The sequence below is a fragment of the Curtobacterium sp. ABR8 genome (assembly GCF_057812125.1).
In genome coordinates this window covers 1,127,818-1,150,457 of sequence record NZ_CM173818.1, presented here as the reverse complement: position 1 = coordinate 1,150,457, position 22,640 = coordinate 1,127,818, and the positions used below count along the sequence as shown (strand labels likewise).

The window sequence follows — 22,640 nt, the reverse complement described above, 5'->3', positions numbered from 1 at the left end:
GCACGGTGCCGGTCCGCAGCGTCCGTCCGGTCGGTCCGGTGCTCGCGTCCAAGGCGTCGGTACCCTGGTGCGGTGACCGACACGACCGCTGCCACCGACCCGACCGCCGCCGACCGCCCGACGCACGCCTGGGGCCACGGCCTCGCGACGATCGCCGCCGACGGCACGACGCTCGACACCTGGTACCCGGAGACGCACCTCGGCGCGCTGCCGACCGACGCGGAGTTCCCCGCGGAACTGCAGGTGCACGTGGGTGACGACCCCCGCCGCGAGGTCCGGATCGAGGCCGTCACCACCGAGGTCACCATCGACGCCGCACCGACCAGCACCGAGGACGCGTACCTGCGCCTGCACCTGCTCAGCCACCTGCACGTGCGTCCGAACACCATCAACCTCGACGGGGTCTTCGGCTTCCTGCCGATCGTCGCGTGGACGAACGCCGGGCCGGTGCACCCGGAGACCCTGACCCGACTGCGCCCGTCGCTGCAGCGCGCGGGCATCGCCGTGCACGCCATCGACAAGTTCCCACGCCTGCTGGACTACGTCGTGCCCGACCGCGTCCGCATCGGCGACGCCAACCGCGTCCGCCTCGGCGCGCACCTGGCGCCGGGCACGACCGTCATGCACGAGGGCTTCGTGAACTTCAACGCAGGCACCCTCGGCGACGCCATGATCGAGGGCCGTGTCTCGCAGGGCGTCGTCGTCGGACACGGCACCGACATCGGCGGCGGGGCGTCCATCATGGGCACGCTCTCCGGCGGTGGCACGCACCGGGTCTCCCTCGGCGACCGCGCACTGCTTGGCGCGAACGCGGGCCTCGGCATCTCGCTCGGCGACGACTCCGTGATCGAGGCCGGTCTGTACGTCACGGCCGGCACGAAGGTCGTCCTGGTCGGTGCCGTCCCGAACCCGGACGGCACGCCGAAGACCGTCAAGGCGGCGGAGCTCTCCGGCGCCCCGAACGTCCTGTTCCGCCGCAACAGCCTGTCCGGTGCGGTCGAGGCCCTGCAGCGCGCGGGCGAGGGCATCCAGCTCAACACCGCGCTGCACGCGTAGTCATCCTCTGGATACCGGCTCGATCGCCTGATATGTGACCTCTTGTGCTTCACACATCGTCGCCCCTACGGTGGGATCGGCGCCGCACTGTCGCGACGTCTCGAGATCTAGGGGAAGAAGATGTCACTTCGCACCACCGGTACGGCGATCGGATCAGCTGTCGCAATCATCACGTCGAGCGTGCTCATCGCTCCGTCTGCACACGCAGAGGGCCGCGCAGTACTGAGGAGCACGGCCGAGCCCTCGATGTCGCAACCGCTGGCGAACATCACGTCAGAGCAGCTCGACGTCGCCGTTGCTGAAGCCCGCGCAGGCGGGTACGTCGCCGACGAGCGCGTCGGGAGCGACGGCGCGCGCACGACGACCGTCGAGCTCGGAGACGGCTTCTCGTTCGACCTCGTGCGGAGCGATCCCCGAGCGCGTCTGGGTGCGGGCAGCGACGAGTACGGAACGTACGTCTCCTTCAACGCGACTGATCAATCCGCGATCATCAGCGGTGCCGGCTGGGCACTCGGCGCGGCCGTCTGCGCGATCAGCGCGGGGACGTTCTGCGTGGTGGCCGGAGCGATCATCGCCGCCGCGACGTGGGCGGTGACCACCAACGGGATCCGATGCGGATCGAAGTCACTCCGCGTCTACCCCTTCAACGGTTCACGGAACCCTCGTTGTGTGTGAGACCAGAACAGATCGGAGCGAATCGATGCGCGTACTCGTCGCGATCGTCGTCAGCATCTGCTTGGTCGCCTTCGGCGTCGTCATCACGACGTCGCCGGCGACGGCCGGACTGTGGACGAGCAACGCTCTGGGTGCTGTCGCGCTCTTCGCGGCCATCCTGCTCACCGGGACCGCGATTCGCCGCCACCGCAAGCGGCCCTGAGCCCGAGGCGTCAGCGAGGAGGCGACGGGCTCAGCGTGCCCCCGTTGCGGAAGTGAGGCACGGTGCCAGCTGGCACCGTGCCTCCTGTCCGTCACCGAGCGCGTCAGCGCGTGGGGAGATCCCGCTTCGGGGCACCCACGTAGAGCTGCTGCGGGCGGCCGATCTTGTTGAGCGGGTCGTTGTTCAGCTCGCGCCACTGCGCGATCCAGCCGGGCAGGCGGCCGATCGCGAACAGCACCGTGAACATGCGCGGCGGGAAGCCCATCGCCTTGTAGATGATGCCGGTGTAGAAGTCGACGTTCGGGTAGAGCTTGCGGTCGATGAAGTACTGGTCGCTCAGCGCGATCTGTTCGAGCTCCTTCGCGATGTCGAGCAGGTCGTCCTGCACGCCGAGGGACTCGAGGACCTCGTCCGCCGACTCCTTGACGAGCTTCGCGCGGGGGTCGTAGTTCTTGTAGACGCGGTGTCCGAAGCCCATGAGCTTCACGCCGCGTTCCTTGTTCTTCACCCGCTCGACGAAGCGCTGCACGGGCTCGCCGGAGTCCTTGATCTGCTGCAGCATCTCGAGCACGGCCTCGTTCGCGCCGCCGTGCAGCGGGCCGTACAGGGCGTTGATGCCGGCGGAGATCGACGCGAACATGTTCGCCTTCGTCGAGCCGACCATGCGCACCGTCGCCGTGGAGGCGTTCTGCTCGTGGTCCTCGTGCAGGATGAGGAGCCGGTCGAGGGCCTTCGACAGCACCGGGTTCGGCTGGTACGTCTCGGCCATGGTGCCGAAGTTCAGGCGCAGGAAGTTGTCGACGAACGACAGACCGTTGTCCGGGTACAGGAACGCCTGGCCGATGGACTTCTTGTGCGCGTAGGCGGCGATCACCGGCAGCTTCGCGAGCAGCCGCACGGTCTGCAGTTCGACCTTCTCCGGGTCGTCGACGTCCATGTCGTCCTCGTAGTACGTCGACAGGGCGCTGACGGCGCTGGACAGCACGGACATCGGGTGCGCCGAGTGTGGGAGCGCGTCGAACAGGCGACGGAGGTCCTCGTGCAGCAGGGTGTGCCGACGGATGCGGGCGTCGAAGTCGGCGAGCTCGGACTCGCTGGGCAGCTCGCCGTAGATCAGGAGCCACGCGACCTCGAGGAACGTGCAGTTCGACGCGACCTGGTCGATCGGGTAGCCGCGGTACCGCAGGATGCCCTGGTCGCCGTCGATGTACGTGATGGCGCTCTTGGTGGACCCGGTGTTCACGAACCCGTAGTCGAGCGTGTTCATGCCGGTCTGCTTCTTGAACGTCGAGATGTCCATCGTGGACGCGCCGTCGACGCTCGGCAGGATCGGGAACTCCGCGCTGCCACCCGGGTACGTCAGCGTCGCGGTCTCGCCCGTCTGTTCGGCGGCGGGACTCACGGGCACGGGCGTCGTGGGCGGTGTGGCCGTCTTCTGAGCGTCGTTGGCAGTGTCAGTCACGATGACAGCCTAATCGCGGCGTCTGTCGCTCGTGCACACCTCGGAGGTCACGACTTGGTGGGAACCACCGATTGCGCTCCGGGCTGGGCGGTGCCGAGCCGTCGGCTGCTAGCGAGCCGCTGTGCCGCAGCCGCGATGCGCTCGTCGGTCGCCGTCAGGGCCACCCGGACGTGCTGTCCCCCGGCCACACCGTAGAACGTGCCCGGCGCGACGAGGATCCCGCGGTCGGCCAACCACGACACGGTGTCGAGCGCGGGTTCGCCGCGGGTCGCCCACAGGTACAGCCCGGCCTCGCTGTGGTCGATGCGGAAGCCGGCACCCTCGAGTGCCCGTCGGAGCATGTTCCGGCGCGCACGGTAGCGGGCCTTCTGCTGCTGCACGTGGGTCTGGTCCGCGAGCGCCACGATCATGGCTTCCTGCACGGGCAGGGGCGGCATGAGCCCGGCGTGCTTCCGGACGGCGAGCACGTCGGCCAGGATCTCGGCGTCACCGGCGACGAAGGCCGCGCGGTACCCGGCCAGGTTCGACTGCTTCGACAGCGAGTACACGCTGAGCACGCCGTCGACCGAGTCGCCGACGACACGGGGGTCGAGGATCGTCGGGGTCGGGGTGGTCGCGTACTCCGGGTCCCATCCGAGCTCGGCGTAGCACTCGTCGCCGACGATCACGGCGCCGAGCTCACGGGCCCGGGCGACCGCGACGCGCAGGTCGTCGATCGAGAGCACGCGGCCGTCGGGGTTGCCGGGTGAGTTCAGCCACACCAGCTTCGTCGTCGACGGCCACGCCGCCGGGTCGTCCGAGGCGAGCGCGTCCGCGCCGACCAGGGCGGCCCCGAGTTCGTAGGTCGGGTAGGCGGCCGCCGGGAACACCACGGTGTCGCCGTCGCCGATGCCGAGCCAGAGCGCCAGCCCGGCGATGAACTCCTTCGAGCCGATCGTCGGCAGCGTGTGCGCCTCGGTCAGGGTCACCCCGTGTCGGCGGCCGTACCAGTCGGCGATGGCCTGCCGCAGGGCCGGGGTGCCGGCGACCTGCGGGTAGGCGTGCGCGTCGGTGGCGTCGGCGAGTGCCCGTCGGACGACCTCGGGCGTGGGGTCGACGGGCGAACCGACGCTGAGGTCGACGATGCCGCCCTCGTACTCCGCCGCACGCTGCTTGAACGGGACGAGCTGGTCCCAGGGGAAGTCGGGCAGGTCGAGCGCCACGTGCGTGTCCGGCTCAGCCGCGGGGCGGTTCGGCCATGACGACCGGGTGGTCCTTGTGGATCACACCGACCTTCGCGGCACCACCGGGCGAGCCGACCTCTTGGAAGAACTCGACGTTGGCCTTGTAGTAGTCGGCCCACTCGTCGGGCAGGTCGTCCTCGTAGTAGATGGCCTCGACCGGGCAGACCGGCTCGCACGCACCACAGTCGACGCACTCGTCGGGGTGGATGTACAGCGACCGGTCGCCCTCGTAGATGCAGTCGACGGGGCATTCGTCGATGCAGGCGCGGTCCTTGACGTCGACACAGGGCTGGGCGATCACGTAGGTCACGGTTCGGGTGCTCCCTTCGACGAGCGGGTTCGAGTCTACTCGCGGCCCGGGGCCGTCCGGGACCGCAGCCCCGACAGGTCCGGCCACGCGAGCACCAGGGCGGCGATGACGGCGGGTGCGAACGTCCAGACGTACCCGGCGGCGTTCGCCAGTACGAGCGGCGAGCCCTGCCCACCGACCGAGACGAGCACCTGCGTGGCGACGAGGATGCCGATGCCGATCGCGGCGACCATGGCCCGCGACCGGTACAGCAGCCGGATGCCCACCGTGAGCCCGACCACGAGCAGCGTGGTGATCACCATGCCGATCGGGAACGCGGCGGCACCGATGGTCTGCTGGTGCGTCACCGTGCCGAGTCCACCGGTGACGAGCCCGAGCACGAGCGCGACGGCGACCGCCGCGACCTTGCCCTGGCCGGACATCTCGGCGTAGGTCTGCGGTGCCGGGGGCTGCGGGTCGGCGTCGTGCCGGAAGGCCTCGACCGCGGGGGCGTGCTGGCGGACGCCGTGCGGCATCACCCACGACAGCGCCGTCGGGTCGGCGGGGTCCACCGGGTCGACCGTCACCTGCGAGCGGTACTGCTCGACGGCGGCGCGCACCTTCGCCCGCACCGGCAGGACGTCGACGGTGACGTCGGCCTCTGCGTCGTCCGGGGCGACGATCATCGAGAACGCGACCTCTTCCGCCCGGGCCGCGTACCGGGCGGCGTGGTGCACGCGCACGTGGTCGGGGTGTCCGTACCCGCCGTCGTCGGCGTAGCTCACGACCGCGTCCGCCCCGGTGGAGCGGATCGCGGCACGGACGTCGTCGACGACCTCGCCGAGGTCTGCGGCGGTCAGCGAGTCGGCGGGGGCGTCGGCGGCGGCGATCGCCCGGCCGTCCGGTCCCCACTGCATGCCGGAGTCGACGTACCGGCGTTCCGGCAGGTCGGTCGGACGCGCCCCGTGACCGCCGAGCCACAGGTGCACGGGGCCGCCGAGGGCCGCGAGCGCCGCGTCGATCTCGGTCTCGCGGTGTGCGGCGACGCGCTGCGCGTCACCGGCGAGGGGCGCGAGGCGCTCGGTGAGCATCTCGCCGCGCTCACCACGGGTCGCCGTCAACACGGTGACCTCGGCGCCGAGCTCGAGCAGGGTGGCGATCGTCCCACCGGACGACAGGGTCTCGTCGTCGGGGTGGGCGTGCACGAACAGGACGCGCTCGGGGCGCGTGACGGAGGCCTTCGACATCGCCCCCAAGGGTACGGGACTAGCGGGCCGTGACGATGTAGGTCGCGGTGACGCCGTCGTCGCCGTCCGAGAACGTGAGCACGACGCGGTACCCGTCGCTGCGGAACATCCCGAACGCACTCGACGAGTCGGCGCGCTTCGCCGACTCGGTGTACCCGGCGTCGGCGAGCTGCTGGGCAGCGGCGGTGAAGTCGTCGACCGACCCGGCACGCACCTGCACGACCCACCCGGAGCCGTTCGGTCCCGCTCCCCCGCCGAGCACCGTGCCGTCGACGAGCGGCACGTCGGACGACGGGAAGCCGTCGGGGACCTTGCCGTCGGAGGTCACGTTCGCGCCCTTGAGCGCCGTGTCGAGCGCGCCGTCGATGCCGCCCGCGACCGAGGACATGCCGTCCTGGATCGCCTTGCCGTCGATGCCGGCGACGCCGTCCGCGACCGTCGAGGCGACCGAGGACCCGAGGTTCGTCGCCTGCTTCACGGAGTCGGACGAGCAGCCGGTGAGTCCGGCCAGGGCGATGCCGGCGGCGACGGCGGCGATCAGCGGGGTACGGAGGGAACGCATGCGCCGACGGTAACGGGTGAGCCGGGAGGCACGGCGCGAGTTGGCTGTGAACGTCCTGTCCCCGGACCGGTCACCCGCGCGGCGGGGCCGCCCCGCGCCTCCCGTCCGTCAGGCGACGTAGGCGCGCGTCGCGGCGACCAGTGCGTCGACGCCCACCGGGATCGCGGTCTCGGCCTGCGGGGCGTAGAACGGCGAGTGGTTGCTCGGGATGTCCTCGCCACGGCGGAACAGCTCCGGGTCGGTGATGCCCGTGAACCAGTACACGAGCGGGACGCCCGCCGCCGTCGCGAGCTGACCGACGTCCTCCGACGCCATCGCCAGCCCGATCTCGAGCTCGCGCGCTCCCGGCACGGCAGCGCTCACGGCCGCGAACACCCGAGCGGCGGACTCGGCGTCGTTCACCGTCACCTCGGCGCCCGGCGACCGCACGATCGTCGGCTCGGGCAGGCCACCGGCGTCGCTCTCCGCCCGGACGATCCGCTCGATCGACGCGATGATCCGCGCGCGGGTCTCCTCGTTGCGGGCACGCGTCGAGATCTCGATGACGGCCTGGTCGGGGATGATGTTGGCGCGGGTGCCGGCGTGGAAGCTGCCGACGGTGACGACCCCGGCGTCGCTCGGCGAGACCTCGCGCGACACGACGGTCTGCAGCCGGACGACGGCGGACGCGGCGGTGACGACCGGGTCGAGGGACGCCTGCGGTGCGGAACCGTGGGCCCCGCGGCCGTTGAACGTGACCGTCAGTCGGTCGCTCGACGCCATCACCGGACCGGAACCGATCGCGACGATGCCGACCGGCGCCGGAGCCGAGTGCTGACCGAGCACCACGTCGGGCTTCGGGAACCGGTCGACCAGGCCGTCCTCGACCATCGCGCGGGCGCCGGAGATGACTTCCTCGGCCGGCTGGAAGACCGCCACGACCGTGCCGTGCCAGTCGCCCGTGGTCGCCGCCAGGCGCTCGAGCGTGCCGAGCAGCCAGGTGACGTGGATGTCGTGGCCGCAGGCGTGCATCGTCGGGACGTCGTTGCCGTCCTCGTCGGTACCGCGGTGCTGGCTGGCGAAGGGCAGACCCGTGCGCTCCTGGACCGGCAGGCCGTCCATGTCGGCGCGGAGCCACACCACCGGGCCCTCGCCGTTCGCCAGCACGCCGACGACCCCGGTGCCGCCGACGCCGGTGGTCACCTCGATGCCACCGATCTCGGCGAGCCGGTCGGCCACGATGCCCGCGGTGCGGTGCTCCTGGAAACCGAGCTCGGGGTGGGCGTGCAGGTCCTGGTACAGCGAGAGGAGGTCGAGAGTCACGGCATCCACCGTAACCCCCGACCTCCTCAGGTCGTGCTGTTGCTACGCGTCCTGACGCTTCAGGCGGGCGTACGAGCGCTGGCGGGCCTGCGCGTCGAGCTCGACCTTGCGGATGCGGACGGCGTCGGGGGTGACCTCGACGCACTCGTCCTCGCGCGCGAACTCCAGGCACTCCTCGAGGGAGAGCTGGCGCGACGGCGTCATCGACTCGAAGGAGTCGGCGTTCGCCGAACGCATGTTCGTGAGCTTCTTCTCCTTCGTGATGTTGACGTCCATGTCGTCGGCGCGCGAGTTCTCGCCGATGACCATGCCCTCGTAGACCTCTTCGGTGGGGTTGACGAAGAACGTCATCCGCTCCTGCAGGTTCGTGATGGCGAACGGCGTGACGACACCCGAGCGGTCGGACACGATCGAGCCGTTGATGCGGGTCTGGATCGGGCCGGCCCACTCGTCGTAGCCGTGCGAGATCGCGTTGGCGATGCCGGTGCCGCGGGTCTCGGTCAGGAACGACGTGCGGAAGCCGATCAGGCCACGCGACGGGACGATGAACTCCATGCGCACCCAGCCGGTGCCGTGGTTCGTCATGTTCTCCATGCGGCCCTTGCGCGCCGCCATGAGCTGCGTGATCGCGCCGAGGTACTCCTCCGGCGTGTCGATCGTCATGTGCTCGTACGGCTCCTGCAGCTTGCCGTTCTCGTCACGCTTCGTGACGACCTGCGGCTTGCCGACGGTGAGCTCGAAGCCCTCACGACGCATCTGCTCGACCAGGATGGCGAGCGCGAGCTCACCACGGCCCTGGACCTCCCACGCATCGGGGCGACCGATGTCGAGGACCTTGAGCGAGACGTTGCCGATGAGCTCGCGGTCGAGGCGCTCCTTGACCATGCGGGCGGTCAGCTTGTGGCCCTTGACCTTGCCGACGAGCGGGCTGGTGTTCGTGCCGATCGTCATCGAGATCGCCGGGTCGTCGACCGTGATGGTCGGCAGCGGACGGACGTCCTCGGGGTCGGTCAGCGTCTCACCGATGGTGATCGTGTCGAAGCCGGCGACGGCGACGATGTCACCGGGGCCCGCCGACTCGGCCGGGTAGCGCTCGAGCGCCTTGGTGATGAGGAGTTCGGTGATGCGGGCGTTCGCGACGGTGCCGTCGCGCTTGACCCACGCGACCGTCTGGCCCTTCTTCATCGTGCCGTGGAAGATGCGCAGCAGCGCGAGGCGACCGAGGAACGGCGACGCGTCGAGGTTGGTGACGTGGGCCTGCAGCGGGTGCTGGTCGTCGTACTTCGGCGCGGGGACGTGCTGCAGGATCGCCTCGAACAGCGGCTCGAGGTCGTCGTTGTCGGGCAGCGAACCGTCGGCCGGCTTGTTGCGCGACGCGGCACCGGCACGGCCCGAGGCGTAGACCACGGGGACGTCGAGGATCGCATCGAGGTCGAGGTCGTCGACCTCGTCCGACAGGTCGGACGCCAGGCCGAGGAGCAGGTCCTGCGACTCGGAGACGACCTCGTCGATGCGGGAGTCCGGGCGGTCCGTCTTGTTGACGAGCAGGATCACCGGGAGCTTGGCGGCGAGCGCCTTGCGGAGCACGAAGCGCGTCTGGGGCAGCGGGCCCTCGGACGCGTCGACCAGCAGCACGACGCCGTCGACCATGGACAGGCCGCGCTCGACCTCGCCACCGAAGTCGGCGTGACCGGGGGTGTCGATCACGTTGATGGTGATGGGGCCGTCCGCGCCGAACTCGGTCGCGTGCTTGCCGTTGTAGAGCACCGACGTGTTCTTCGCGAGGATCGTGATGCCCTTCTCGCGCTCGAGGTCGTTCGAGTCCATCATGCGGTCTTCGCCCTCGAAGTGGGCGTCGAACGAGTTGGTCTGCGTGAGCATCGCGTCGACGAGGGTGGTCTTGCCGTGGTCGACGTGTGCCACGATGGCGACGTTGCGCAGGTCGGACCGGGTGGCGAGCGCCATACAGGACATCCTTCAATTTCTGGGAGAGTGTCGGGCCAGTGATTCAGCACCGCACCCGTGGGCAGAACGCCCGACACGCCAGTCTACCGGTAGTTCGCAACCGACAGGAGTACTCCGCATGAGCCGACGGCGAACGTGGGCCGAGATCACGATCGTGTTGCTCCTGTCGCTGGGTGCGAGCGCGCTGTACTCGATCCTGCAGATCATCGACGACCTGTCGCAGACGACCCCGCTCGGTGAGCAGTCGACGGCGCTCAACACGTCGACGACGACGGTGCAGTACGTCGACCTGGCCCGGCAGTTGCTCGGCATCGCGGTGGACCTGGCGCCGGTCGCGCTCGTCTGCTTCCTGCTGTGGAGCACCTCGCGCCCGCACCTGGCTCGGCTCGGCATCGACCGCTTCCGCGTGAAGCCCGACCTGGGCGGCCCGGCGCTCATCGCACTCTGCATCGGGATCCCGGGGCTCGCCCTCTACTTCGCCGGGCGCGCCCTCGGCATCACGGTGGACGTCGACCCGGCCGCCCTGAACTCCTACTGGTGGACGGTGCCGGTCCTGCTGCTGTCGGCGATCCGCTCCGGCCTGCAGGAAGAGGTGATCGTGATCGGGTACCTCTACGCCCGGCTCGGTGAACTCGGGTGGGGCCGTTGGCAGGTGATCCTGTCGACGGCACTGCTGCGCGGCAGCTACCACCTGTACCAGGGCTTCGGCGCGTTCGTCGGCAACGCCGTGATGGGCATCGTGTTCGGCTGGATCTACACGAAGTGGGGCCGACTGATGCCCCTGATCGTCACGCACTGCCTGCTCGACGCCGCAGTGTTCATCGGCTACCCCTGGGTCGCGAACGCGTTCCCCCAGCTGTTCTCCTAGACGCACCCCTACCGTGAGCACATGAGCATCCCCGAGGTCGGCGAGTCCGCGCCGACGTTCACCCTGCCGGGCATGATCGTCCGCGACGGGGTACGGACCGACGACGAGTACGACCTGTCGTCGGAGATCGGCCGGACCGTGGTGCTCGCCTTCTACCCCGGCGACGCGACGGCCGTGTGCACCGCACAGCTCTGCAGCTACCAGGCCGAGCTCGACGAGTTCGACGACCTCGGCGCCGTGGTGTGGGGCATCAGCCCGCAGGCGCTCGACTCGCACGAGACGTTCGCGCGCGGTTCCTCGCTCACGTTCCCCCTGCTGAGCGACACCGCCGGCTCGGTGATCCGCGACTACGGCGTGCGTGCGCCGGGGATCGGACTGCGCCGGTCGGTGTTCGTGATCGGCCCGGACGGGGTCGTGCGCTGGCGGCACGTCGGCCTGGTCGGCCTCCGGTTCCCGAAGGCCGAGACGATCCGCGAACAGATCGAACTGCTCGTCTCGTGACCGGATCCCGCGGCTGACGCCGTTCCCGGCGTGGGGGTTTCCCGAATCCGTCGCCATGGGGTATTGACACCCGAACTGGGGGCGACGACCATTGTCGGCACGAGAGGTCCGAACAGGATCCGCCTCCCCGGGGAATCGGGTCGTCCGGAGATACGCGCTGGTGTGTCACACCCGCTCCCCGGGCGTTCCCGGGGAGGCATCTCGTAACCTCGTCCGGTGCACACCACCATCGTCGCCCCGGGTCTTCGCCGCCTCGCCCTCGTCCTCTGGGTCGTCGCGGTGGCGCTCGTCCCCCTGGCGCTGCTCGGTGGCAGCAACCCCTGGCTCGTGCCGATCCCGAGCATCTGCATCGCGTTCGTGGCCTGGGCCGCGCTCTGGCGTCCGCGCATCGAGCTGACGCCCGAGCACCTGCGGATCGTGGACGTCCGCCGCACCAGCACCTACACGTGGTCGCGCGTCACCGAGGTGCGCACCAAGTACGGCATCGAGGTCGTCTCGAGCGAGGGCGTCCGCCGCGTGTGGATCGCGACCCGCCCGACCGCGCGGCTCACCGCGCAGGTCCAGGGCCGACCGGGAGGCCCGGATCACCTCGACGTCGACGCTGCGGCCGCGCTGGTGCTGGCCCTCGTGCCCGCACCGGCACCGCAGGACGGCCCGCCTCCGGCGACCGTCGTCGCGGCGCCGATCACCCACCGGGTGCACGGTTGGACGATCCTGGCGTTCGTCGTGCTCGGGATCGCGGCGTCGCTCGCGGCGGCCCGGCTGTAGATCCCGACGTCCACTCCCCCGCCGACGCAGAACGACACCCCCGACGTCGTGCGACGTCGGGGGTGTCGTTGCGGGTCGTGCGACCGCGGGACTACTTGGTGTAGCCCACGTCCTGCCACTTGACCGAGTACTGCTGGAACTGCGCGGGACCGTAGTTCACGAGGTCCTTGCGGACACCCCAGGCGTACGGCTCGGCGAACAGCGGGATGGTGCCGGCGACGGCGACGATCTTCTTGTCGATCGCCTGCGCGTCCTTGATGCGGGCATCGGGGTCGAGCTCGGCGTTCGCCTTGTCCCATGCCGCGCCGAGCGAGTCGTCCGTCACACCGGTGTAGTTCTGGCCGGCGTCGGCGGGGTAGTAGATCGACTTGAGCGACGAGATCGGGAACGGCGTGCCCTGCCACGCGAAGTACGTGGCGTCGAAGTCACGGCCGTCGGTGGTGATGTACTTCGTGAAGAAGTCGTCCGAGGGCACGGTGTCGATCGTGACCTTGAAGCCGGCGAGCTTCGTCTGCTGCTGCACGAGCTGCGCGACGTTCGCCGAGTTCGGGTTGTCCGACGGGATCACGAAGCGGACGTCGAGTTCCTTGCCGCCCTTGGTCGCGTAGCCGTCCGAACCGACCTTCCAGCCGGCGTCCTCGAGCTTCGACTTCGCCTTGTCGGTGCTGTAGCCGTAGACGCTCGTCACGTCGTCCTGGTAGCCGTCCTGACCGGGCAGGTACGTCAGGTTGTTGAGCACGTCACCCGGGCTCTTCACCGGCGACAGGATCGCCTGGGCGAGGACCTTGCGGTTGATGGCCTGCGCGAACGCCTGGCGCACGTCCTGGTCCTTGAAGACGTCCGACGTGCCGTTCAGCGTGATCTGCCGCTGCGTGGTGCCGAGCGAGCGCTCGATCTTCGAGTCCGAGCGCGAGTTCGCCGTCTTGAGGTTGTCGGCGCTGCCGTTCAGGTTGAACGCGTCGAGTTCCTTGTTGCCGTATGCCTGGGCGACACCGTCACGCGAGACCGTCTTGAAGACGATGGTGTCGAGCTTGCCCTCGTCGCCCCACCACTTCGGGTTCTTCTCGAAGGTGAGCACGCCGCCGTTGGCGTCGAAGGACTTCACGATGTACGGGCCACCGGAGACGTAGGTCTTGCCGTCAGCGGCGTACGGACCCTTGGCCCAGGCGGTGTTGAAGTGCTCGGGGGTGTCGACCGCCCAGTACGGGTAGATGGTGCCGAGGACGCTCGCCCAGTCGGCGTTCGTCTTCGAGAACGTCATGATGACGTCGCGCTCGTCCGAGCCCTGCTTGACCGAGTCGACGTCCTCCCACACGTTGGTGGCGAGGGGCGCGAAGGCCTTGTTCGTGCCGTTCAGCGCCTTCCAGTTGGCGATGACGTCCTTCGCGCTGATCGGGGTGCCGTCGGACCACACGGCCTTCGGGTTGATCCTGATCTCGACGGTCTGGGGCGAGTCCTTGGTCAGCTCGACCGAGGTCGCGAAGTCCTTGTTCGCCTCCCACTCACCGTTCTCCTTGAACTGGATGAAGCTCGGCAGGTAGGTCCCGGAGATCGTCTGGTCGTCGACGGTCCCGGAGTCGAGGTTGTTGATCTGGAAGTTCGCCGGTGCGGTGTCGATCGGCAGGGTGATCGACCCGCCGTCCTTGACGTCCGCGCGGTCCGCGACGGTCCAGCCGGTCGACTTCAGCGACGACTCGGCGACTGCGGAGCTGCTGTTGCCCGCCTGTCCACCGCCGGAGCAGCCGGCCAGCACGACGGCCGCAGCCGCAGCGGTGGCCAGCACGGCGATGCCCTTGATCCTCTTTCGCATGGCGAGGATTCCCTTTCGTTGTGGTTCGCGCTCTTCGCGCTGGAACGCGACGACCCCCGCCGCCACGCCTGTTGGTTGAGAACCCTAGTCACATCCGAAGGCACCACAAGGGTTGATGTGGGGAATCGAAACATGCTCGTAACGAATGTTGCATAGCGTCACTTCCGATGTCCCACCCGCCCGCCGCGAACGGCTAACCTGTCGCCACCGACAACGCCGTCCGGACGGATGGCCGCACCCCACGAGGTCCCAGTACATGCTTGCCTTCATCGCAAAGCGGATCGTCAACTACATCGTCCTGACGATCGTGGCGACGACCCTCGGTTACATCCTCGCCAGCACCACGCTGAACCCGGCTGCCCGGTTCCTGGGCCGCAACCCGGCCGTACCGCAGGGCACGATCGACGCGTCCCTGCGGAAGCTCGGCGCGGATCCGGACACCCCGCTGATCGTCCGGACGTGGACCTGGTGGTCGAACCTCGTCACGCACGGGTCGCTCGGCATGAGCACGCGCGGCACCGAGGTCACGGCCGACATCGTCGCCCGCTCCGGGACGAGCCTGCGTTTGCTGGTCATCGGCACGCTGCTCGGCGCGATCCTCGGGGTGCTGCTCGGCGTGTGGAACGCCGTCCGCCAGTACCGCACGTCGGACCAGGTCTCGACGTACCTGTCGTTCGCGGTGCTCGCCACCCCGACCTTCGTCATCGCCGTCGTCCTGATGATCCTGGCGACCGCGATGAACCAGGGCCTCGGCACCCAGGTGATCCGGTTCACGGGTGAGTACACGCCGGGCGTGAACGGGTTCTTCCCGGTGCTCGGCGACCGGCTGATCCACCTGCTGTTACCCACGATCTCGCTGACCATCGGCGCCGTCGCCACGTACTCGCGGTACCAGCGATCCGCGATGCTCGACGTGCTGTCGAACGACTTCATCCGCACCGCGCGCTCGAAGGGCCGGACGCGCGGATCGGCCATCATGCGCCACGGCGTCCGCGTCGCCCTCATCCCGATGTCGACGTTCTTCGCGTACTCGTTCGGGCTGATCCTGACGGGCGCGAGCATCACCGAGCTGGTCTTCAGCTGGCACGGCATGGGCGAGTACTTCGTCCAGGGCATCACCAACAACGACATCAACGCGGCATCGGGCACGATCCTCTTCACGGCGATCCTCGTGCTCATCGCAGGAACCCTCGCGGACCTGCTCTACGCCGCGCTCGACCCGCGAGTGAGGGTGTGACCCGTGTCTGTTCTCGACCCGACAACCACGACCACCGCCGGTGACCCCGGTGACGGCAACGCCGGTGTCCCGGCACACGTCATCGAGGTCAAGGGCGGCCGCACGCCGCTCTGGCGCAAGGTGTTCGGCACCTGGCGCGCCCGCATCGGCGGGGGCGCGCTGCTGCTCATCCTGCTGTGGGCCTTCATCGGCCCGCACCTGTACCACTGGAACGCCGTCGACTCCGACGGTCTGGCGTTCGGCATGCCGCCGAGCGCCGCGCACTGGTTCGGCACGAACGACATCGGCCAGGACATCTACGCGCAGACGCTCGTCGGCCTGCAGAAGTCGCTGCTCATCGGCCTCATCGCCGGTCCGGCCGCCACGCTGATCGCCGGCATCGTCGGTGCGATCGCCGGCTACTTCGGCGGCACCGTGGACCGCGTACTCGTGTGGGTCATCGACCTGCTGCTCGTGATCCCGTCGTTCTACGCGCTCGTCCTCCTCAGCCCGGTCTTCAAGAACCTGACGTGGGTGGCGCTCATCGTGGGACTCGCGGTGTTCAGCTGGATGGTCATGGCCCGGGTCATCCGCGGCCAGACGATGTCCCTGCGCGAACGCGACTACGTCAAGGCCGCCCGGTTCATGGGCGTGCCGGCGTTCACGATCATCCGACGGCACATCCTGCCGAACGTGGCGTCCCTGCTCATCATCGACGCGACGCTCGGCGTCGGGGCCGCGATCCTGGCGGAGAGCTCGCTGAGCTTCTTCGGCTTCGGCATCCAGATCCCCGACGTCTCGCTCGGCACACTGCTCGCCGCGGGCAGCCAGTCCGCCGTCACCCGCCCGTGGCTGTTCGTCCTGCCCGCCGCGACCCTCGTCGCGACCGTGCTCTCGACCAGCCTGCTCGGCGACGCCCTGCGCGACGCCATCGACCCCACCTCCGGAGCCAACCGTGACTGAGCCGCTGCTGACCGTGTCCGACCTGTCGGTCACGTTCAACCCGAAGACCAAGCCCGTCCACGCCGTCCGCGGGGTCGACTACACGGTGGCCCCCGGCGAGTTCCTCGGGATCGTCGGCGAGTCGGGCTCGGGCAAGTCGGTGTCCTCGATGGCCGTGATGGGCCTGCTCCCGTCATCGGCCCACGTCGAGGGCAGCATCCGCTTCGACGGTCAGGAACTCCTCGGCAAGAACGACCGTGAGATGTCCCGCCTGCGCGGCCGCGACATCGCGATGGTGTTCCAGGACCCGCTGTCCGCCCTGACGCCCGTGTACACGATCGGCCAGCAGATCATCGAGGGGCTGCGACTGCACGACCGCTCCCTCACCCAGCACGCCGCCCGCACCCGCGCCGAGGAGCTCCTGCGCGTCGTCGGCATCCCGAACCCCGCACGACGCCTCGACGCGTTCCCGCACGAGTTCTCCGGCGGCATGCGCCAGCGCGCCATGATCGCCATCGCCATCGCGAACGACCCGAAGCTGATCATCGCCGACGAGCCGACCACCGCGCTCGACGTCACCATCCAGGCGCAGATCCTCGACGTGCTGCAGACGGCGAAGGACATGACCGGCGCGGCCGTCGTGCTCATCACGCACGACCTCGGGGTCGTCGCCGGCAACGCCGACCGCGTCGCCGTCATGTACGCGGGCCGCATCGTCGAGACGGCACCGGTCGAGCCGCTCTTCCGCGAGCCGGTCATGCCGTACACGATCGGGCTCCTCCGGTCGATGCCGAACATGACCGCGGCCCGCACCGAACGGCTCGTCCCGCTCGAGGGCCGCCCGCCCCTGCTCACGCAGAAGCCGACCGGCTGCCCGTTCGCCGACCGCTGCCCCGCCGTGATCGACGCCTGCCGCGACGGCGAACCGGCGCTCATCGCCCCGACCATCACGCAGGCCGGTGCCGGCGCCATCACGAACGCCGGCGGTGACACGGTCGCCGACATCGCCACCGGCGCAGCGGTCTCCGCACCCGCCGTGCTCGTCGACCACACCGCCGCGTGCATCCGTCGCGACGAGATCGCCGCCGGCACCCTCGAACGGTCGGAGATCTTCCCCCGGCCCGAGGACGTCCCCGAGGCGACGATCGACCACGGCGACGACGTCGTCCTCGAGCTCACCGACGTCGTCAAGACGTTCCCGCTCACCAAGGGCGCGCTCTTCCGCCGGCAGATCGGCGAGGTGCACGCGGTCGACGGCATCTCGTTGACGCTCAAGCGCGGGCAGGTGCTCGGCCTGGTCGGCGAGTCCGGCTGCGGCAAGACCACCACGATCATGGAGATCCTCGAGCTCGCCGGCGCCCAGCAGGGCACCATCCGGGTGAACGGCGTCGACACGGCGTCGCTGTCGAAGAAGGACCGTCTGGCGATCCGCCGCGACATCCAGGTCGTGTTCCAGGACCCGATGGCGTCGATCGACCCCCGGCTCGACATCGGTTCGGTGATCGGTGAGCCGCTGACGGTGCACGGCGTCGCGAAGGACGAGATCCGGCGACGGGTCCGCGAGGTCCTCGAACTCGTCGGGCTCGAGCCGAGCTACATCGACCGGTACCCGCACGAGTTCTCCGGTGGCCAACGGCAGCGCATCGGCATCGCCCGCGCGCTCATCGTCGAGCCGAAGATCCTGGTGCTCGACGAGCCGGTGTCCGCGCTCGACGTCTCGGTGCAGGCGGGTGTCATCAACCTGCTCGAGGACCTGAAGCACCGCCTCGGCCTGTCGTACCTGTTCGTCGCGCACGACCTGTCCGTCGTCCGGCACATCGCCGACGACGTCGCGGTCATGTACCTCGGGCGCATCGTCGAGTACGGCGACGGCGACGAGGTGTTCTCCGACCCGCAGCACCCGTACACGCGGGCCCTGCTGTCGGCCGTGCCGGTGCCGGACCCGTCCGCCGAGGCCGCCCGCGGTCGGATCCTGCTCGACGGCGACCTGCCCTCCCCCACCGAGCGCATCGACGGCTGCAGGTTCCGCACCCGCTGCCCGCTCTACCAGCTCCTCGACGAGGGCCGGCAGGAGCAGTGCCGCACGGTGGACCCGCGCCTGCAGGACGTGCGCGGCCGCGGCGTCGCCTGCATCCAGACCGACCAGGAGCACCTGCTCACCGAGCGGGTCGGCGCGGTCGTCTGAGGACGCTGGTCACGTGGTGGACGTGACCAGCAGACGGACGGGAGGCCCGGCGCACGTCGTGCGCCGGGCCTCCCGTCCGTCTGTGGTCGCGATCGCGAGCCGCGTCAGGCTCCCAGCCACAGGCTGAGCAGCGAGACCACGAGGAGCGCCAGGGCGACCGCCCCGACGACCACGGCGGGGCGGTCCCAGCCACGCACGACGTCGCCGCCCGTGGCGACGTCACGCCGCTCCGCCCAGCGGTCGAGCAGCACGACCATCTCGTCCGGCTGGCGCAGCACCGCACGCTCACCGCGCCGGGCCGGCTTCGGCCGGGGCAGCGACGGGCCGCCCCAGCACTGCAGGCGACGGCCGGCGACCGTCTCGATGACGATCTGCCAGCGGAGCGTGACGTCGGCGACCGCGTGCCACGGCACCACCGTGCGGCGGAGCGGGTTGACGACGGTGACGGCCGTGTCGTCTATGCGGATGCACGGTCGGTAGGTGAGCACCCACAGGACCCAGACCAGCACGGCGATCGGACCGACGGCGTCGAGCACGACGATCCAGCTGCCGCGTACCGCCGCGTCGACCAGCAGGAAGAGGCCCAGGACGGCGACGAGGCCGGCCGCCACGGCGCCTCCGCGACCAGCGCGGAGGACGACGGGACGACCGGCCTCGTTCGTGGTGTCCAGCAGGATCAGCGTCCGAACTCGAACCCGGCGCCGGGGATGGCGGCCAGGAGGTCCTTCGTGTACTGCTCCCTCGGGGCGGCGAAGACCTCGTCGGTCGTCGCCTTCTCGACGATCTTGCCCTGGCGCATGACGCACACGTTGTCCGCGACCAGGCGGACGACCGCGAGGTCGTGCGTGATGAACAGGTACGTCAGGCCCAGTTCGGTCTGCAGCTCCGTCAGCAGGTCGAGGATCTGCCCCTGCACGAGCACGTCGAGCGCGGACACGGCCTCGTCGAGGACGATGACCTCCGGCTTGAGCGCGAGCGCGCGGGCGACGGCGATGCGCTGCCGCTGCCCACCGGAGAGCTCGTTCGGGTAGCGGTTGACCATCGACTTCGGCAGCGCGACCTGGTCGAGCAGCTCGAGCACGCGGGCCCGACGCGATGCCTTGTCGCCCACCTTGTGCGTGGCGAGCGGCTCGGCGATCGTGTTCCCGACGTTGTACATCGGGTCCAGGGAGCCGTACGGGTCCTGGAACACCGGCTGCACGCGGCGGCGGAAGTCGAAGAGGTCCTTGCCCTTCAGCGCGCCGATGTCGATGCCGTCGAACTGCACGGTGCCGCTCGTGATGCTCTCGAGCTGCAGCACCAGCTTGGCGACGGTCGACTTGCCCGAACCGGACTCGCCGACGAGCGCCGTGGTGGTGCCCTTCGGGATCGCGAAGGACACGTCGTCGACGGCCTTGAGCTCGCGGGTGGCGAGGCTCTTGCCACGCAGCTTGTAGACCTTCTCGAGGTTCTTCACCACGATGAGGTCCTCGGCGGGACGGTGCTCGCGCTCCTGCGCCCGGGCGATGAGCTCGGCGTCGTCGCTGCCGGCGTCGGCGATCTCGACCCGCTCGTGCTGCACCTTCGACTGGATGCGGCGGCTCGCGAGCGAGGGCGCCGCGGCGACGAGGCGCTGCGTGTACGGGTGCTGCGGGTTCGCCAGGATCTCCTTCGAGGGACCGGCCTCGACGACCTGGCCCTTGTACATCACGACGAGCTTCTCGGCCCGCTCGGCGGCGAGGCCGAGGTCGTGCGTGATGAACAGCACCGAGGTGCCGAAGTCGCGGGTCAGGCTCTCGAGGTGGTCGAGGATGACCCGCTGGACGGTGACGTCGAGCGCACTCGTCGGCTCGTCGGCGATGAGCAGCTGCGGGCGGCTCGACAGACCGATGCCGATGAGCACGCGCTGCCGCATGCCGCCGGAGAACTCGTGCGGGTACTGCTTGAGACGGTTCGAGGCGTCGCCGAGGCCCGCCTCCTTCAGGACCTCGATCGCACGGTCGCGGACGGCCTTCTTGCCGGTGGCCATGCCGTTCGCACGGATCGCCTCCTCGACCTGGAAGCCGATCGACCACAGCGGGTTGAGGTTCGACATCGGGTCCTGCGGGACGTAGCCGATCTCCTTCCCGCGGATCTCGGACATCTCCTTGTCGCTCAGCCCGACGAGCTCACGCCCGTTGAACTTGATCGATCCGCCGGTGACCTGGCCGGTGCCGGGCAGCAGCTTGATGATCGCCTGGGCGCTCGTCGACTTGCCGGAGCCCGACTCGCCGACGATGGCGAGGCGCTCGCCCTGCTCGAGGGTGAGGTCCACGCTCCGCACGGCCTGCACGAGACCGGACTGCGTCTTGAACCCGACCTGCAGGTCGCGGATCTCGAGCAGCGGGGCACCGCCGGCGTTGGTGCGTCGGCCGGTGGGGTTGGTCAGCGTCTCGCTCATCGGCGGGCCCTCGCCTTCGGGTCGAGCGCGTCGCGCACCACGTCACCGAGGAGCAGGAACGCGAGCACGGTGATGGACAGCGCTGCCGACGGCCAGAAGATCGTCGACGGGTTGGTGCGGATCGACGTCTGCGCCGTTCCGATGTCGAGACCCCAGCTGAGGGCCGACGGCGGCAGTCCGATGCCGAGGAACGACAGGGTCGCCTCCGCCACGATGAACGTGCCGAGCGACACGGTCGCGACCACGATGACCGGGGCCAGCGAGTTCGGGATGACGTGGCGCACGAGCGTCTTGAACCGGCTGACGCCGAGGGCCGCCGACGCCATGACGTAGTCGGCCTGCTTGGCGCTCAGCACGGCACCACGCATGATGCGGGCGATCTGCGGCCATGCGAACGCCGCGAGCACGAGCGCGACGGTGATCGCGTTCCGCGCGGGGATGACCGACATGATCACGATCGCACCGAGGACGGTGGGGATCGAGAAGAAGATGTCACCGATGCGGGACACGATCGTGTCGAGCCAGCCGCCGTAGAAGCCGGCCAACGCGCCGATCACGATGCCGACGAGCGACACCAGGACCGTCGCGACGATGCCGACGATGAGCGAGTTCTGGGCGCCCCAGATCACGCGGGCGTAGACGTCGGAGCCCTGACGCGTGAAGCCGAGGATGTGCCCGGCCTCGGGTCCGCCGTCGCTGTTGTCGAGGTTCGACGCACGCGGGTCGACATGGGCGAAGAGGCCCGGGAAGACCGCGACGACGATGATCAGCAGGATCAGGATCGAGGAGATCCAGAACGTCGGGCGGGTCCGCATGGACTCCCAGGCGTCGGTCCAGAGGGAACGGGTCTTCTCGTCCTCGTTGACCTGGTCGATCGCCTGCAGGGGCGTTTCCTCGAGCGGGGCGACGAAGTGCGTCGCCGAGCGCGGTGCGGCGTTACTTGGCATAGCGGATCCTCGGGTCCAGGACGGCGTAGAGCAGGTCCACCAGGAGGTTGGCGAGCATGAAGATGATGACCATCACGGCGACGAAGGAGACCACCGTCGGGCCCTCGCCGAGCTTGACGGCGCGGAACACCGTGCCGCCGACACCGTTGATGTTGAAGATGCCCTCGGTCACGATCGCGCCGACCATCAGGTTGCCGATGTCGACACCCAGGTAGGTCACCACGGGGATGAGCGAGTTCCGGAAGATGTGCACGCCGACGACACGACGACGGGGCAGGCCCTTCGCGGTCGCCGTGCGCACGAAGTCCGCCGTGGTGTTCTCGGCCACGCTCGCGCGGGTGAGCCGCACGATGTAGGCGAAGGACACCGACGCGAGCACGATCGCCGGCAGGACGAGCTCGTCCCACGGCGCCTGTCCGGACACCGTGACCCGGAACAACCCGAGCTTGATGCCGAACACGTACTGCAGCACGAACCCGACGACGAAGGTCGGCACCGAGATGAGCAGGAGCGACACGACGAGCGCGGTGGCGTCGAACAGCTTGCCCTTGCGCAGACCCGCGATGACGCCGACGACGATGCCGGCGACGGCCTCGAAGACGAGCGCGAGGATCGCCAGGCGCGCGGTGATCGGGAACGCCGAGGCGAGCTGCTGGCTGACCGGCAGGCCCGAGTAGGTCACGCCGAGGTCGCCGCGGAACACGCCGCCGATCCAGAGCAGGTACTGGACGATGAACGGCTTGTCCAGGTTGTACTGCTGGCGCAGGGTCTCGATGACCTGCGGCGACGGCTGGCGGTCGCCGAACAGCGCTGCGATGGGGTCGCCGGGCAGCGAGAACACCATGAAGTAGATGAGGAACGTGGCCCCGAAGAACACGGGGATGAGTTGCAGGAGGCGCTTGCCGAGGTACCAGAGCATCAGATCCCTGCCCGGTCCGGAGCGATGTCGATCAGGTTCATTGTGGTGAGGGGTGGACGTTCCGAGGGTCGGCACGGATGTC

21 protein-coding genes are annotated in these 22,640 nt (G+C 69.5%); 9 read left to right on the top strand and 12 right to left on the bottom strand.

The window, feature by feature from the left end; translation table 11 throughout:
• Positions 1–72: 72 nt before the first annotated feature.
• The 3 genes from dapD (at position 73) to ACXKZB_RS05625 (ending at position 1,933) form a co-directional block, all read left to right on the top strand.
• Positions 73–1,056, top strand: coding sequence for a 2,3,4,5-tetrahydropyridine-2,6-dicarboxylate N-succinyltransferase (gene dapD / locus ACXKZB_RS05635; protein WP_488825106.1), 984 nt, complete (start codon positions 73–75; stop codon positions 1,054–1,056).
• Between the two features lie 246 nt (positions 1,057–1,302).
• On the top strand, positions 1,303–1,731 hold the full coding sequence (locus tag ACXKZB_RS05630) for a hypothetical protein (RefSeq protein WP_488825105.1): 429 nt from the start codon (positions 1,303–1,305) through the stop codon (positions 1,729–1,731).
• A gap of 25 nt (positions 1,732–1,756) precedes the next feature.
• Positions 1,757–1,933, top strand: a complete 177-nt coding sequence (locus tag ACXKZB_RS05625; protein ID WP_396290422.1) for a DUF308 domain-containing protein — start codon at positions 1,757–1,759, stop codon at positions 1,931–1,933.
• Between the two features lie 103 nt (positions 1,934–2,036).
• Here ACXKZB_RS05625 and ACXKZB_RS05620 read toward each other — a convergent pair whose 3' ends face one another.
• From ACXKZB_RS05620 to typA, 7 genes are all read right to left on the bottom strand, one after another.
• A complete protein-coding gene (locus tag ACXKZB_RS05620) occupies positions 2,037–3,335 on the bottom strand; it encodes a citrate synthase (RefSeq protein WP_488825863.1) in 1,299 nt (432 codons plus the stop codon).
• A gap of 107 nt (positions 3,336–3,442) precedes the next feature.
• Entirely contained in the window at positions 3,443–4,597 is a 1,155-nt protein-coding gene (gene dapC / locus ACXKZB_RS05615; protein WP_488825103.1) for a succinyldiaminopimelate transaminase, read from the bottom strand.
• A 13-nt stretch (positions 4,598–4,610) separates the two neighbouring features.
• Positions 4,611–4,928, bottom strand: a complete 318-nt coding sequence (gene fdxA, locus ACXKZB_RS05610) for a ferredoxin (protein ID WP_069711637.1) — start codon at positions 4,926–4,928, stop codon at positions 4,611–4,613.
• A gap of 35 nt (positions 4,929–4,963) precedes the next feature.
• On the bottom strand, positions 4,964–6,154 hold the full coding sequence (locus ACXKZB_RS05605; RefSeq protein WP_488825102.1) for a PIG-L family deacetylase: 1,191 nt from the start codon (positions 6,152–6,154) through the stop codon (positions 4,964–4,966).
• 19 nt (positions 6,155–6,173) lie between these two features.
• Positions 6,174–6,716, bottom strand: coding sequence for a hypothetical protein (locus tag ACXKZB_RS05600; RefSeq protein WP_488825101.1), 543 nt, complete (start codon positions 6,714–6,716; stop codon positions 6,174–6,176).
• A 108-nt stretch (positions 6,717–6,824) separates the two neighbouring features.
• Entirely contained in the window at positions 6,825–8,018 is a 1,194-nt protein-coding gene (locus tag ACXKZB_RS05595; protein WP_488825099.1) for an amidohydrolase, read from the bottom strand.
• Positions 8,019–8,060: 42 nt separating this feature from the next.
• Positions 8,061–9,983, bottom strand: coding sequence for a translational GTPase TypA (gene typA / locus ACXKZB_RS05590; RefSeq protein WP_488825098.1), 1,923 nt, complete (start codon positions 9,981–9,983; stop codon positions 8,061–8,063).
• A gap of 118 nt (positions 9,984–10,101) precedes the next feature.
• Between typA and ACXKZB_RS05585 the strand changes: the two genes are divergently transcribed.
• The 3 genes from ACXKZB_RS05585 to ACXKZB_RS05575 all read left to right on the top strand — a co-directional run bounded on the left by ACXKZB_RS05585 (position 10,102) and on the right by ACXKZB_RS05575 (position 12,120).
• The gene (locus tag ACXKZB_RS05585) at positions 10,102–10,851 is read left to right on the top strand and encodes a CPBP family intramembrane glutamic endopeptidase (protein WP_488825097.1); all 750 of its coding nucleotides are present in this window, start codon (positions 10,102–10,104) and stop codon (positions 10,849–10,851) included.
• A 21-nt stretch (positions 10,852–10,872) separates the two neighbouring features.
• Positions 10,873–11,352 carry a peroxiredoxin gene (locus tag ACXKZB_RS05580; protein WP_123294109.1) on the top strand — a complete coding sequence of 160 codons (480 nt, stop codon included), beginning with the start codon at positions 10,873–10,875 and terminating at the stop codon, positions 11,350–11,352.
• A 216-nt stretch (positions 11,353–11,568) separates the two neighbouring features.
• Positions 11,569–12,120, top strand: coding sequence for a hypothetical protein (locus tag ACXKZB_RS05575; RefSeq protein WP_488825095.1), 552 nt, complete (start codon positions 11,569–11,571; stop codon positions 12,118–12,120).
• 91 nt (positions 12,121–12,211) lie between these two features.
• Here the strand turns inward: ACXKZB_RS05575 and ACXKZB_RS05570 are convergent, their stop codons facing one another.
• Entirely contained in the window at positions 12,212–13,930 is a 1,719-nt protein-coding gene (locus ACXKZB_RS05570) for an ABC transporter family substrate-binding protein (protein WP_488825094.1), read from the bottom strand.
• A gap of 256 nt (positions 13,931–14,186) precedes the next feature.
• On the opposite strand from ACXKZB_RS05570, the gene ACXKZB_RS05565 reads away from it, so the two are divergent.
• The 3 genes from ACXKZB_RS05565 to ACXKZB_RS05555 are packed head-to-tail and all read left to right on the top strand — an operon-like array spanning position 14,187 to position 18,273.
• Complete coding sequence (locus ACXKZB_RS05565) at positions 14,187–15,167, top strand: ABC transporter permease (RefSeq protein ID WP_111084974.1); 981 nt, start codon at positions 14,187–14,189, stop codon at positions 15,165–15,167.
• A 3-nt stretch (positions 15,168–15,170) separates the two neighbouring features.
• Positions 15,171–16,109, top strand: a complete 939-nt coding sequence (locus ACXKZB_RS05560; RefSeq protein WP_488825093.1) for an ABC transporter permease — start codon at positions 15,171–15,173, stop codon at positions 16,107–16,109.
• Complete coding sequence (locus ACXKZB_RS05555) at positions 16,102–18,273, top strand: dipeptide ABC transporter ATP-binding protein (protein ID WP_488825092.1); 2,172 nt, start codon at positions 16,102–16,104, stop codon at positions 18,271–18,273. The genes ACXKZB_RS05560 and ACXKZB_RS05555 overlap by 8 nt, the downstream gene beginning before the upstream one ends.
• Before the next feature lie 104 nt (positions 18,274–18,377).
• Here the strand turns inward: ACXKZB_RS05555 and ACXKZB_RS05550 are convergent, their stop codons facing one another.
• The 4 genes from ACXKZB_RS05550 to ACXKZB_RS05535 all read right to left on the bottom strand — a co-directional run bounded on the left by ACXKZB_RS05550 (position 18,378) and on the right by ACXKZB_RS05535 (position 22,558).
• Positions 18,378–18,884, bottom strand: coding sequence for a PH domain-containing protein (locus ACXKZB_RS05550; protein WP_488825091.1), 507 nt, complete (start codon positions 18,882–18,884; stop codon positions 18,378–18,380).
• 65 nt (positions 18,885–18,949) lie between these two features.
• Positions 18,950–20,692, bottom strand: coding sequence for a dipeptide ABC transporter ATP-binding protein (locus ACXKZB_RS05545; protein ID WP_488825090.1), 1,743 nt, complete (start codon positions 20,690–20,692; stop codon positions 18,950–18,952).
• Complete coding sequence (locus tag ACXKZB_RS05540) at positions 20,689–21,639, bottom strand: ABC transporter permease (protein ID WP_111084969.1); 951 nt, start codon at positions 21,637–21,639, stop codon at positions 20,689–20,691. Before ACXKZB_RS05540 ends, ACXKZB_RS05545 begins: the two co-directional genes overlap by 4 nt.
• Positions 21,629–22,558, bottom strand: coding sequence for an ABC transporter permease (locus tag ACXKZB_RS05535; protein ID WP_123313322.1), 930 nt, complete (start codon positions 22,556–22,558; stop codon positions 21,629–21,631). Before ACXKZB_RS05535 ends, ACXKZB_RS05540 begins: the two co-directional genes overlap by 11 nt.
• Positions 22,559–22,640: the final 82 nt, after the last annotated feature.

Coding starts and splice junctions, on each gene's coding strand:
- ACXKZB_RS05570 (WP_488825094.1), bottom strand. CDS start 13,930: ATGCGAAAGAGGATCAAGGGCATCGCCGTGCTGGCCACCGCTGCGGCT.
- ACXKZB_RS05605 (WP_488825102.1), bottom strand. CDS start 6,154: ATGTCGAAGGCCTCCGTCACGCGCCCCGAGCGCGTCCTGTTCGTGCAC.
- ACXKZB_RS05580 (WP_123294109.1), top strand. CDS start 10,873: ATGAGCATCCCCGAGGTCGGCGAGTCCGCGCCGACGTTCACCCTGCCG.
- ACXKZB_RS05545 (WP_488825090.1), bottom strand. CDS start 20,692: ATGAGCGAGACGCTGACCAACCCCACCGGCCGACGCACCAACGCCGGC.
- ACXKZB_RS05540 (WP_111084969.1), bottom strand. CDS start 21,639: ATGCCAAGTAACGCCGCACCGCGCTCGGCGACGCACTTCGTCGCCCCG.
- ACXKZB_RS05625 (WP_396290422.1), top strand. CDS start 1,757: ATGCGCGTACTCGTCGCGATCGTCGTCAGCATCTGCTTGGTCGCCTTC.
- ACXKZB_RS05585 (WP_488825097.1), top strand. CDS start 10,102: ATGAGCCGACGGCGAACGTGGGCCGAGATCACGATCGTGTTGCTCCTG.
- ACXKZB_RS05600 (WP_488825101.1), bottom strand. CDS start 6,716: ATGCGTTCCCTCCGTACCCCGCTGATCGCCGCCGTCGCCGCCGGCATC.
- typA (WP_488825098.1), bottom strand. CDS start 9,983: ATGGCGCTCGCCACCCGGTCCGACCTGCGCAACGTCGCCATCGTGGCA.
- ACXKZB_RS05565 (WP_111084974.1), top strand. CDS start 14,187: ATGCTTGCCTTCATCGCAAAGCGGATCGTCAACTACATCGTCCTGACG.
- ACXKZB_RS05535 (WP_123313322.1), bottom strand. CDS start 22,558: ATGCTCTGGTACCTCGGCAAGCGCCTCCTGCAACTCATCCCCGTGTTC.
- ACXKZB_RS05630 (WP_488825105.1), top strand. CDS start 1,303: ATGTCGCAACCGCTGGCGAACATCACGTCAGAGCAGCTCGACGTCGCC.